Below are 12100 nucleotides of genomic sequence, written 5' to 3'. Positions count from 1 at the left end.
GCACACCCGGCAGGGACCCGCAGCGTTACTGGTGGCAGTGCGAAACGTACCGCTGCGTCGAAGGTCGCAAAAGGGGCCGCCAGTGTAAGCCCGCTACCCGGGATAACCCCGAACCCGCGCCAGGAGGCGTCACTAACCTGGAAAACCGCCGCTATCTGGCGCTGCGCGATCTTATTCCCTTCCTCCCGCACCACCCTGGTGTAGCCGTTTACCACCCGTGGCTCTTCTTCCCACATCATCTTTAGTATCTGCCTGATACCCTCTAGAATATCGTTGGTTTCAAAGCCGGTAATCACAGCCGGCAATCGAAACGCTTCCAGGAAAGAATAAGCCCGGCGACCGATGATAGCGCTCATGTGACCCGGCAGGATAAAGCCGTCAACCTTGATCTCCGGGTCATCAAGGAGCGCCATGGCGCTGGCGGAACAAGCTTGTGATTGACGTAGACGCTAAAGTTCTTGATCTCCCGCGCTTTAGCCTCCTGGATGCTGGCAGCAACTGCCGGTACCGTCGTTTCAAAGCCAACACCGAGAAACACGAATTCCCTTTCCGGATGCGCCGCCGCCCAGGCCACTGCGTCCGCCGGAGAATAAAAGATGCGGACATCCGCGCCGGCCGCCCGTTCTCGCTCCAGCGAGGAATCGCTGCCGGGTACTCGGACCATATCCCCGAAAGTACCCACCGTCACGCCGGGAAGGCGGGCAAGCGCTACCATCCGGTCAATATCGGCATAACCGGTGACGCAGACAAGACACCCGGGACCGCTGCGGAGGTCAAGCAGATCTCCCAAGAGGCTGCGCAAGCCCGCCCGGGAGATGGCCACCGTATGGGTACCGCAGACCTCCATCAAAACCACCCGCCGCCCAAGCCGGTCAGTAATCTTGGCGGCCAGGCGCCGCACCTCTTTAATCAGTGCCCGCGCGATCTCCGGATCGCGGAACTTCATCAAAAACTCCTTCATGTGCTAATAATTCCTCCCATAACCGGATTCGTTCCAGCGCCTCGGCTACATCCATCTTTTCAATCGCGTAGCCTGTGTGGACCAATACGTACTCGCCGACTGCCACCTCGCCGACAAGAAGCGCGCTGATCCGCTGGCGGAGGCCAAAGGTTTCGATTTCCGCCAACTGCTTTTCCGGCCATACAGACACGATTTTACCAGGAATTCCTAAACACATTCTGTAGCCCTCCTATAAGCGATTACGGCTTGTCCGAGGCTCAATCCTCCGTCGTTCGGGGGCACCTGCCGGTGGTAGAAAACCGTAAAGCCTTCCCGGGTCAAGAGCTCCTTACCGCGTTCAAAAAGGTAACGGTTCTGCCAGGTACCCCCGCTCAAAGCCACGTGGGTGAGACCCGTTGCTTCCCGGACCCCCCTAACGGCCTCCAGGACCATAGATAGAACGGTATTATGAAAACGGGTAGCGATAAACTCGCGGGGCGCGCCCTGCCGGAGATCCGCAAGCACCCCGGTTAAAATCCCGGCGGGCGAAATCACCTCCCCTTCGAAAGTGAAAGGATAAGGGGAAAGCGCCTTCCCTTCTTCTGGCGCCAGCGCCGTCTCCCCTAATTCCACCGCCGCCTGCCCTTCGTAGGTCGCCTCCCAGCAGATGTCGAGAAGCGCCGCCACGGCATCGAAGAGGCGCCCGCAGCCGCAGGCCAGCGGCGAATTGAAGCGTTTTCTTACGAGGTATTCGACAACCTCAAGCTCCCTTCCCTTTCCCCCGAAAAGCGCCGCCGCCGCCTCGGCCCCCTCATCCCCTAAGAACGTCAGCAGGTAAGAAACAGCCATCCGCCAGGGCTGCCGGATTCCCTGCTCCCCGCCCGGCAGCGGCGCGTAAGCGAGGTGGAAATGGCGCTTAAAAGCAGTATAATCACCGCTTAAAATTTCAAAGCCCCAAAGGTTCCCGTCCTCCCCGTAACCGGTCCCGTCGAGGATAATCCCGATAGCTGGCGCCGTCGCCTCATTCTCTGCAAGGCACGCCGCTAAGTGAGCGTGGTGGTGCTGAACACCCACGTGTACGCGCGCCGGAATACTTTCCGCAATACGGGAAGAGCGGTAGCCAGGGTGGAGGTCGTAGCCTACTACCTCCGGCTCCACACCCAGCAGGCGCTGAAAATTGACCAGGCTCGCGAAAAGATTCTCTTCCCCCTCCAGATTGTCGAGTTCGCCGATATGCTGGCTCAAGAAAGCCTCTCCCTTTTTCAACAGGCAGAAGGTATTCTTCATCTCCCCACCGATCCCAAGAACTACCGGGCCCTCCCCTGTAGGCACCCGGACCGGCCGCGGGACGTAACCCCGAGATCGCCGGTAAAGCTGCACTTCGCCCCCCACAACGGCAGCGAGCGAATCGTCGCAGCGGTTCACGATCGGGCGGTTGTGGAGGAGGAAATAGTCGGCTATCCCCCCGAGTTCCTGGTAAACCCGCTCGTTATCCTTGCAAAGGGGCAACTCACTGTAGTTGCCGCTGGTCATTACGAGAAGCGCAAAAGGTCCGTCAAAAAGCAGTAAGTGCAGCGGCGTATAAGGAAGCATCACCCCGAGCGTCTTTAGCCCCGGCGCCAGCTCCTCCGGAAGCGGGACGCCCGGACGGCGCCGTAAAATTACAATCGGCGCCTGCAGCGATCGCAGCAGTTCCTCTTCCGCTTCGCTCACGAAACAGTAGCGCCGCGCCGTGGCGATGTCCCGGCACATCACGGCAAAGGGCTTATGGCTGCGGCCTTTCCGCTGCCGCAGCGCCCGCAACGCCTGCCGGTTAAAGGCGTCGCAGCAGAGGTGAAAACCACCGAGGCTTTTAAGCGCTATAATCTTCCCTTCCGCCAGGGCGCGCCAGCAGTTTTCGCGCCAATCGCCAGGCACCAGGTTCCCCTCGGCGTCACGGAGCTCTACCTGTGGCCCACAAGCGGGACACGCTACGGGCTGGGCGTGAAAGCGCCTGTTGGTAGGGTCATGGTACTCCCGGGCGCAATCAGGACACATCGCAAAGCCCGCCATCGAAGTCTTGCCCCGGTCGTAAGGCACCGCAGTAATAATGGTAAAACGTGGCCCGCAGTTGGTGCAGTTGGTAAAAGGGTAGAGGTAACGTCGGTCTCGCGGGTCAAAGCTCTCCCGGGCGCAATCAGGACAGAGCGCTACGTCGGGCGGTACTAACGCCTCTTTCTCTGCCCCTTCGGCACTGAAAGCGATCTCAAAGCGCGTGTAACCCACAGGCGCCAGTTCTTCATGTTCAACGTGCACGATCCGGGCTAACCGCGGCGGCTGCTGGGTGATCCTTTCCAGAAGCTCCTGCACCTTCCTGGGCTCCCCCTCTGCCTCGACGAGCACCCCGCGGGCATCGTTGAGGACAAAGCCGCAAAGCCCTAAAGCCGTAGCCGTGTTGTAAACAAAGGGCCGGAAACCCACCCCCTGCACAATACCTTTTATTCTGATCCGGTACCGGATCCGGCCGCCCTTTTCCGCAAAAACATCGTTTCTATCCACCTGCACCATTCCTCCACCCCTTCGCCGGTCCTGGCGGAAAGAATAAAAACCTTAACCTCCGGATTCAGGGCCCTAATTTCGCCGGTCACACCGGCGAGATCGAAATCGGTAAAGGGCAGCAAATCCGCCTTCGTAGTTATCACCGCACCGGCGCTCCTAACTCCTCACACGCCCGCGCCACCATCGGGGCGTCTAGGTGGCAGATGCCGGCGGTATTAACCTGAACAACCGCCGTCCCCTTCCCGGCTATTCGTTCCGCATCACGGGTGGTATAAATATCGCCCTCGATCACGCCGATGCGAAACCGCCCGCCGAACCGAACTAACGTCTGTTCCAAAAGCGTCGCCTTGCCAGCCCCGGGCGAGCTAATCAGATTCACCACCAGCGTCCCCGCCGCGGCAAAACGTGCCCGGTTCTCTTGGGCCACGGCAGCATTCGCCTTTAGCAGGCGCTGCCCCATTACAACTTTAACCGTGACTCCCATCTTCTCCGTCGTCTCCTTCATAGTACTCGATAAAGAGTTCGTCACCGCTTATTATTTCCATTCGCTCCCCGCATGCGGGGCAGAAATAGGTAAGATACTCAGGTCTAGTTTCTGTGCCGCAGGCGGTGCAGCGGAGCACCAGCGGCCGCTCCTCGATTTCCAGGTGTGCTTCTGTAAAGATGGTACTCGGACGTAAATTTTCAAAAGCAAACTGCAAAAAAGCAGGTTGTGCCAGCGTAAGCCGTCCCACCACCAACTTCACACAGCGAATCTTGGTGATACCGTGTTGCGCTGCGTTTTCCGCAACCTGATCCATCAGCGAATAGATAAGCCCGACCTCGTGCATACGCCACCCGTATACTTTTTTATCCGGCCTTTCTAATCTCGGCCAGCGATTTATATATCGAAAATCGAAGCATCCTTCCCCGTAAAAATAAAAACCTACGATAATAAAATCTTGTACCGGCTGCAATTTTCTTCTTCGACACTGTTCCCGGATTTTCCTTGTGAAAAATCATGGTCGTAAAAGCGGTAGGAGTCTCCGTCTGCGCCCTGCAAAGGTTACCACTTCCCGGTAGCCAATCCGGAGCAGAAGGTCAACCGCGCGGTCGAAATCCCGGCCTACATCCTCTGGCCGGTGCGCGTCCGAACCGAGCGTAACCGGGACGTTATACCGGAAGCAGAACGTGAGGAAGAGAGGAGCCGGGTATATCTCCCCTACTGGCTGCCTCAGCCCCGCGGTGTTAACCTCTACTACCACCCCGGCAGCCGCAATCGCCCGCACCGTCTCCTCATAAAGTGCCGTAACGTCGCCACACGGCCGGTAGCCGAACTTTTTCAGCAGATCCGGGTGCGCCACCACATCGAAAAGACCGGTGGCTGCCATCCGCTGCAGCAACCGGCAATAATCCCGGTAAAGAAGGTCGATATCCTTTCCGGCGTAACCGGCAATTTCGGCGGGGTTGTCAAAACCCCAGCCGTCTAAATAATGAATTGAGCCCAGCACGTAATCGAAAGGATAGCGCTGGAGGATCGCCGCTAACGCCTCCTCTTCACCGGGCACGTAGTCCGCCTCGATACCGAGCCGCACGCGAAGATCCCGGTTCTCCCGACCAAGCGCTAAAACCTCGGTCACGTACACATCAAGCTCTTCGGCCGCCATCGCCAGCCCCGGATCCCGCCGTTCTACCGGTAAAAAATACTGGGGGATGTGGTCGGCAAAACCGATTTCCCTCAAACCCCTGGCGCGCGCCGCCGCTATAAATTCGGCAGGGTCACCCGTAGCGTGGCCGCAGCGCCGCGTGTGAATATGGTAGTCAACAAGCTTCCTTCCCGTCAACTACTCACCTCCTGCCGTCCATAACTCCCGGGTTACCGCGGCTGTAAGCGCGTAAATCCGTTCCGCCAAAGGCACAGGTAAAATCCCCGTCCCACAACTCGGCGTGACGAGGTACTGCCTTTCGAGCAACCCCTGCGGCACGCCCCGAGAAGCCAGTTCCCGCCAGTAAGTACGGAGCCGGCGGATAAGGTTTCCCGTATCCTCCTGCCAGGCGGCTTCACTGGTTGGCACGATGCCCCAGGCAAGCAGCCCCCCGCGCGTCAAAAACTCCGTTAGCTCCCGCCGGTAAGGGAGCAACGAATCAAAATAGGCGTAAGCGTCAAAACTTAGGACGTCGATATCGAGGGCCATCAGGATACTCCAGTCAACCGCAGCACACGAGTGGACGCCAGCCCCGGCGCCAACGCCCTTGATTTCGGCGAGGATAGCCCCCATGTCCGCCAACACCTGTTCCCGCGTCACGGTGATATAGGTTGATTGCCCGTAGACGCTCACTGCCGGTTCATCGATGAAAAGGAGCACCGGCCGTTGGTACTCTTTTAGCGTTTGCGCTTGCCACCGGGCCGCCAGCGCCAAGTTTTTCACGATCAGCTCCCGAAGTTGCGGTTCGTAGTACGCCGGCCGCCCACTCGCAGCGGTTAACTGGAAGCCGACCGTTAGCGGCCCAACAACCTGACCCTTTACCGCGACCGCCCTGGGAAAGGCCTGCGCCTCGAGCTCCCGGCAAAAGGCGAAAAAGCCGGCCGCTGCCTCCTCCTCTGGAGCAAAGGCAGCCAAGGCAGCAGCGTCTCCCGCTTCGGCCGCGAGACAGAAAGAAAAAAAGTTGGTTAGGATCTCTGGCCAGTCCGCATCTTCGTCAACAAAAGACTTCCCGTCCGCACGGAGCGCTCCCTGCCTTTTGAGCACACCCAGAAACTGCTGCACGAACCCCTCCGCCACCGTCCGGCGCGGCAGCTGAGGCCAGTGCGGCAGCTGCGGCAAACACTCCTTGACGAGCGTGAGTGCCGGTTCCGGCTCGAGATAAGGCAGGCTGCCGATGCCCGTCGCCAGCCCCGCAATCACCTTACGCAACCGATACCCCCCTGAATTTGCCAATCTTTCGTTTATTATAACCCCGTCGATGCCGGGACCCGCTTAAAAATTGCCTCCTTCTCGCTCCCTTTCGGGCAGGGTAAAAAGCAGTTCCTCCCGGGCGCCTTCGAGTTCCCGGCACCGGGCAGCATACTCGGTCACCGCAATAATAAAAGCGGCATGGGACCAGGAAAGCGGCGCCACCGAGAGTGGTTCCCCCGTCAATGGGTGCACCTGTTCGGGCATCACTCCCGTAGGTAACGTGTACCTGATGCACCACTCTAACAGAAGCCGGGCGCGGGAAAGCTCCTCGATGCTCATCGCCGTTCTGATATAATATTGCGCCAGCCAGAGAGTACAGATAAACCAAGGATTTCCGGGAATACGTTCCAGATCCTCCGACCGTCGGAAGTAATAGTCGCCGTAGTACCGGGCAACCCCGCCTACGTCGCTTTTGACCCACAGCACCTTCTCCACCTGGCCCATCGTTTCCGCCACGCGGAGGTCGTAAACCGGCAGTAAGTTGAAGAGAAAGACGCCTGCCAGGCTGCTGTCCACCGTATCGTCGGGCTCAAAGACCTTCTTGGCCCGGTTAAAGTGCAGACCGCGCAGAAAACGTTTCTTTTGCGGATCGTAGAGGTTACTAAGCACCCCTTCCTTGATCTGCGCCGCGCGGCCGAAATATTTCTCCGCTAGCTTCGGCTGCCCGAGAAGTTGCGCAAAATTACCAGCCGCTTTAAGTCCGGCATGAACCGTCGCCGTCGTCCAGGTAAAGATGCCCCGCCTCTCCTCCCAGAGATCGTAAGATTCGAGCGGCAGCTGTAGTTCCTCATCCACGTAGTCGGCCAGAAAATTAGCCGCCGGACGCACTAAACTGTGGTAGTGGGCAAGCACAAATTCCAGGTCGCGCTCTTGCAGATAGTACTCCCAAAGCGCCCACAGCACCAGCGCCGTCTCGTCCTCCTGAATGGGAAGCTGGACCACCCCCTCGTGAAGCCACGGGTGCCAACTCGATCCCGCCGTCCCGTCCGGGTTGTATTTATGAAGGAGATAGCCTTTGTCCGTCAGGGCGCTAGCGCAAAAACTGAAAAAGGGGCGGGCAACCCTGCCGTAGCCAGCTTTAATCAGCGCATAGGCCGCCATCGCCCCGTCGCGGGGCCATAAATAACAGTAATGGTCCCGATTAGTGGCCATAATGTCAGAGTCGGGCGAAGCGATCACCGCCCCGCGCGCATCAAAATGGGCTTTAAGGATAAGTAGGCTTCGCTTGTAAACTTTGAGTATCTCCCTAAAGGGCTCCTTTAACTCCAAAGCCCAGTTGCTGCTACAGGTGAAACAGGCTTCCAAAAAAGCTCGGTGCATTGCCTCCGTCCGCAAAAAAAGCTCCGCTGGCTCCTGTTCGAGCACAAACTTATTGAGCGCCCTCGCCTCCTGGATGTTGCGGCCGGCACAGATCCAGTAATATATAGTTTCCTCACCTAGCGGCGGCAGAATCAGGTTGAAGCCGATCACGCTATCTACTGAGCCCTGCGCGATCGCGTTTCCACTCAAAACGCCGTCCTCAGCGTCGCGCCAGGTTCCCTGCGCCTGCCCAAAGCCTTTAATACCCGTAGCGAATTGCTGGAAGCGCCCGAAACTGCTGTAACCATTGATAACGAAGTAGCGGTTCCGCTTATAGTGGCAGAGCGCCCGTTCAAAGGCGTCGTAAAATACGGTATCGCCAACCTCGGTTTCGTCAACCGAAAAGTCCTGTCCCAAGAAAACCCGAACCTCTCGCTCCTTATTCACCATATTTTGAACTATAATTTTTTTAAGGTAAATATTCTCCCGGCGGTGTACCGCGTCGTTGATCAACAGCTTTACCTTAAGCTCCGGATGGGTCGCCTCCACGTGAGTTACTAGGCAATCCTCCCGATACCCGAGCTGGCGTTCCCAACCGCTGTCGGCGGTCCAGCTGAACCTGCCGTCCACCCAAACGCCAAGGCGGTTCCGGTTTCCTTGAAGGTGGTTCCACTGGCCCACAAAAGGATAAAAGAAATCCCGCATCTCGAGGTTCTCATCGAAGGTCACCATTATCTTCCCGTTACCAATTACCAAGGGTCGCGGCATACTCATTCCCCCGCATCGCGCTCAATATCAGATTCCAGCGCAATTTACAAAACCACCCTTTCCGGAATCTGCGCCAACTTACTCCGGGCCCGCGCGTAAACCTCTTGGGTGACCAGCGCGATATGGCGCCAGTTATAGGTCGAACGCACCTTCCGCCACGCCCGCCGGCAGAGTTCTTCGGCCAGCGCGCGATTAAGTAAAAGCTCGCTCGCGTAGCGGGCCAGAAGATCCGGGCGGCCGGGGGGGACCTTAAAACCGTCAATGCCGTGCTCTACCACTTCACTGAGGCCTCCGGTATCCCCTACAACTACCGGAATCTGGGCGGCCATCGCCTCGAGCGCCACAATACCGAAAGGTTCGTAGTGGCTCGGGAAGACTGCCACCGCCGCCCGCGCCAAAAGGCTGTTTCTGGTCGCTCCGTCCACAAACCCGGCAAATGTTACCCGCTCACCCACTTTAAGTGCGGCCGCGAGGTGTTTAAGCTCCCCCTCGTAAGGACCTTGGCCGCAGACTACGGCCCGCGCCCCCGGCACTCGCGCCACAATTAGCGGTAAAGCCTCAATCAGGTCCTGGACCCCCTTCTCTGGCACCAGCCGCCCCAGAAAAAGGATTATCGGCGTGGCTTCCGGTGCGGCAAGCCCCCGCCAACCCTGCACCCCTAAAACTTCCGGAGTTACACCGTTAGGAATAACCGTGATCTTTTCGCTAGGCACCGCGAAAAGACGGGTAACCTCGCGGGCCATGTACTCGCTGCAGCAGATGAGGTGAGTCGCCCTCTCCGCCAGTCGTTTCTCCGCCATATGGATCTGCTGCTGCAACTCGTTATGGATACCGCCGTGGCGGCCATGTTCCGTAGCGTGAATCGTGGCTACAAAAGGCAGGCCCAAGCGATCCGCCAGTTCTTCGCCGGCAAACCCAACCAGCCAGTCGTGCCCGTGGACAACGTCGAAACGCCGCCCTTCCTTGTGGAGGCGTTCAACCGCCGCCACCATTTCCTTATTAAGCCGGGCCACCCAGTTGAGAAAATCCGCCTCGCTCCCGTCCACCGGTATCCGGTACACCCGAACACCGCCGGTATCTTCTACCGGCACGCTACCAGGTGATAACACCGTAACCACCGTAACCTCACTGCCAAGTTGGGCCAGCGCCCGCGAAAGATCGTCGACGTGGCGGCCCAGACCGCCTACGATATGGGGCGGGTACTCCCACGAAAGAAGCAGAATCCGCCGGGGAACCGACTGCCCGGAACTTTTCTCCCGCCAGAAACGGCTGTAAATCCGGTAGTCGATCTCCGGAAAGATACCGTCCTTCGCTTCGATCTCGGCGAGCGCCACGGGATCGATCTTTTCGTCCAGGACCTGGTCCGTCAAATAGTTAAACCGGAGGATGTGTTCCTTCAGCCGCCGCGTGGCGTACCCCACTGTGGAACCGACCTTCAAAATAAAGGCCCAGTCGCTTGACTCCGCTAACAAAAGCTCCCGCGCTGCCTGGTTGAGGGCCCGGCGGGTAAGGCCTGTAGCCTCGGGGTAAAGGTCGCAAAGCTCCACCATTCGCGCCTCCGCATGGTGGGTATGGCGGTAAATCCAGTCGTTCACCGGGTCCAGCCAGACTTCGCTATAGCCACCGGCCCCCCAGCTCGAAAGACTCATCGTGACGGTCGCCTGGCGCGGGTGGGCCTTCAGGTAGTCGGAAGGCGTAACTAGCTGCACCGCGTCCTGGTCGTAGTAAGCCTTGCGAATCAAAAACTCCAGCCACTGCGGCCCCTCGTACCACCAGTGGCCGAAGAGCTCGGCATCATAAGGGGAAACGATAATCGGTTTGATTCCCAGGTACTCGCTCCAGTAAGCCACCTGTCGCTGGCGGTGGTAGAGAAAATGGTCGGCGTGCGTCGCGGCCCTTTCTAACGCAACGGCCGGCTCATAGGGCTGTTTTATCTCGCTCCCGGTAATCCGGTAGTATTTAAACCCGGTATCGGTCCGAACCTCCCCGGAGGGGAGGAAAGGCTCGAGGTAATCCCAGGGTAGTTCGTAACCGATATCCTTATAGTACTCCCGGTACCAGTAGTCGCCAGGATAACCGATCTGCCGGTCCCATACCTGCCGGGAAGTATCCGGATCGCGTCCGAAGGCCGCTACCCCGGCCGGCGTGTAAACTGGCGCGTAGACCCCGTACGGTGGCGACGGCACCGCCGTTAATATCCCGTGGCTCTCCACAAAGAAGTACTGAATACCGCAGGCGGCTAAAATCTCGTCTACTCCGGGTAAATAACCGCATTCCGGTAACCAAAAGCCACGCGGGTAGGAGCCAAAGTAACGCCGGTAGAGGTCTAACCCCACCAAAATCTGGGCCCGCCGCGCCTCTTTCCCCCGGATCAGGGGGAGGTAACCATGTGTTGCGCAAGTGGTGATGACCTCAACGGCACCCTTTTCCTGAAGATTAGCGAAAGCTCCAACCAGATCATTCCGGTAGCGGTGAACGAAAAGGTCATAATTGCGGCCCAGCCGCTCTTCGTACATCTCCGCCAGCGGGTAAAAGGCGCTTCCCGCCGTCCTTTTTTTCTCCGCCGCCGCCAGGCGCAGCAGCCGCTCCAGGTAAGCAACGTAGCGCCGGGTCAAAAGCTCGTCCGTTAACATGCTGATGAGCGTCGGCGACAGGGACACGGTGATGCGGAACCGGACGCCTGCCGCGACCAGCCGTTCAAAGACATCGATAAGCGGCAGGTAGGACTCGGTCAGCGCCTGGTAAAACCAGCTTTCTTCCAGAAAACGCTCCTTCTCGGGATGACGTACGAAAGGCAGGTGGGCGTGCAGCACAATAGCAAGATATCCTTGGGGCACACTGATCCTCCCAACTGCTCTCGCGTTAAATGGATCCTCCCTGTCAGCATAACATTTCTCAAAAAAAAATAAAAGCCAAAAGATCAATAAGTATAAAAAGAAATGGGCTTAAACGCCCATTTTAAACCCAATCTCTTCCACAAGGATAGATTTCTTAGGATATTGAAAAGCTACCAGAACTAACCCCAATTGCTCTTACCGCCTCTACGAAAGAAACTCCCTTTTCCTCTTGTCCCCTTCGCTGGCGTACCGGAACCCACCGCCACGTCTTATCAGGAGGAACATCTACCACTTCCGAGCAAAGGAGGGGGTAAAACTCACCATTCTCAAACCAACCAAGTTCCGCCCGGTAGCGCTCACCCGGATTCACCCCACGAAAGTACCAATCACCCGTGTAGAAGGAAGGAGAAACAACGATGCGCGGTACTGAAAAACCGTTAGCCACCGAAACCAACCGCAGGATAAGGTTCTTTCCCTTAAGGAACTCCTGAGCCGCCGTCGAAATCTCCCAATAGGCAAAAAGGACGGTACAACTCTGGACCAGAAGTATCAACACGTTTTCCCCGTACCCTGCCGGCAAGTTAGAAACCTCCAGAGAACCCATTCTCCCCCTCCTTCGCTATTTAAGTCATCAAGATGCTGGTAACAAAGAACATTACCAAAAGAACACTTGACGAGAAAATTATAACACAAAATATATTTTCCGGCATAGAATCTTTATTCTTTTTTGAGAAATTTTTACAAAACCTTAACCCTTCTACACGTTACTTTTTCCGGGGGAA

At 57.6% G+C, this 12100-nt stretch carries 9 protein-coding genes and 1 pseudogene; all 10 read right to left on the bottom strand.

Features of this window, described 5'->3' with window-relative positions; genetic code table 11:
- Positions 1 to 946: pseudogene (hypD, locus tag ACUVTA_RS00485) on the bottom strand (hydrogenase formation protein HypD); the annotation flags it as partial.
- Complete coding sequence (locus tag ACUVTA_RS00480) at positions 906 to 1178, bottom strand: HypC/HybG/HupF family hydrogenase formation chaperone (protein WP_445951015.1); 273 nt, start codon at positions 1176 to 1178, stop codon at positions 906 to 908. The gene ACUVTA_RS00480 and the pseudogene hypD, both read right to left, overlap by 41 nt.
- Positions 1169 to 3487, bottom strand: a complete 2319-nt coding sequence (hypF, locus tag ACUVTA_RS00475; protein WP_445951014.1) for a carbamoyltransferase HypF — start codon at positions 3485 to 3487, stop codon at positions 1169 to 1171. Before hypF ends, ACUVTA_RS00480 begins: the two co-directional genes overlap by 10 nt.
- Positions 3488 to 3617: 130 nt before the next feature.
- On the bottom strand, positions 3618 to 3983 hold the full coding sequence (locus ACUVTA_RS00470; protein ID WP_445951013.1) for a GTP-binding protein: 366 nt from the start codon (positions 3981 to 3983) through the stop codon (positions 3618 to 3620).
- On the bottom strand, positions 3946 to 4308 hold the full coding sequence (locus tag ACUVTA_RS00465; protein ID WP_445951012.1) for a hydrogenase maturation nickel metallochaperone HypA/HybF: 363 nt from the start codon (positions 4306 to 4308) through the stop codon (positions 3946 to 3948). The genes ACUVTA_RS00470 and ACUVTA_RS00465 overlap by 38 nt, the downstream gene beginning before the upstream one ends.
- Positions 4309 to 4476: 168 nt before the next feature.
- Positions 4477 to 5301, bottom strand: coding sequence for a histidinol-phosphatase HisJ family protein (locus tag ACUVTA_RS00460; RefSeq protein ID WP_445951011.1), 825 nt, complete (start codon positions 5299 to 5301; stop codon positions 4477 to 4479).
- A complete protein-coding gene (locus ACUVTA_RS00455) occupies positions 5302 to 6363 on the bottom strand; it encodes a methionine synthase (protein ID WP_445951027.1) in 1062 nt (353 codons plus the stop codon).
- A 72-nt stretch (positions 6364 to 6435) separates the two neighbouring features.
- Positions 6436 to 8481, bottom strand: coding sequence for a glycoside hydrolase family 15 protein (locus ACUVTA_RS00450; protein WP_445951010.1), 2046 nt, complete (start codon positions 8479 to 8481; stop codon positions 6436 to 6438).
- A 44-nt stretch (positions 8482 to 8525) separates the two neighbouring features.
- The gene (locus ACUVTA_RS00445; protein ID WP_445951009.1) at positions 8526 to 11318 is read right to left on the bottom strand and encodes a 1,4-alpha-glucan branching protein domain-containing protein; all 2793 of its coding nucleotides are present in this window, start codon (positions 11316 to 11318) and stop codon (positions 8526 to 8528) included.
- Positions 11319 to 11472: 154 nt separating this feature from the next.
- Positions 11473 to 11922: a DUF4912 domain-containing protein gene (locus ACUVTA_RS00440; protein ID WP_445951008.1), complete on the bottom strand. Its 450-nt coding sequence runs from the start codon at positions 11920 to 11922 to the stop codon at positions 11473 to 11475.
- Positions 11923 to 12100 lie beyond the last annotated feature (178 nt).

The sequence above is a fragment of the Thermodesulfitimonas sp. genome (genome assembly GCF_052743955.1).
Note: the sequence above shows the minus strand (reverse complement) of the source record. Positions and strands in the feature narration are given on the sequence as shown.

Excerpts from the sequence above, each read along its gene's own strand:
- ACUVTA_RS00450 (WP_445951010.1), bottom strand. The coding sequence starts at position 8,481 with ATGCCGCGACCCTTGGTAATTGGTAACGGGAAGATAATGGTGACCTTC.
- ACUVTA_RS00480 (WP_445951015.1), bottom strand. The coding sequence starts at position 1,178 with ATGTGTTTAGGAATTCCTGGTAAAATCGTGTCTGTATGGCCGGAAAAG.
- ACUVTA_RS00465 (WP_445951012.1), bottom strand. The coding sequence starts at position 4,308 with ATGCACGAGGTCGGGCTTATCTATTCGCTGATGGATCAGGTTGCGGAA.
- ACUVTA_RS00470 (WP_445951013.1), bottom strand. The coding sequence starts at position 3,983 with ATGAAGGAGACGACGGAGAAGATGGGAGTCACGGTTAAAGTTGTAATG.
- ACUVTA_RS00440 (WP_445951008.1), bottom strand. The coding sequence starts at position 11,922 with ATGGGTTCTCTGGAGGTTTCTAACTTGCCGGCAGGGTACGGGGAAAAC.
- hypF (WP_445951014.1), bottom strand. The coding sequence starts at position 3,487 with ATGGTGCAGGTGGATAGAAACGATGTTTTTGCGGAAAAGGGCGGCCGG.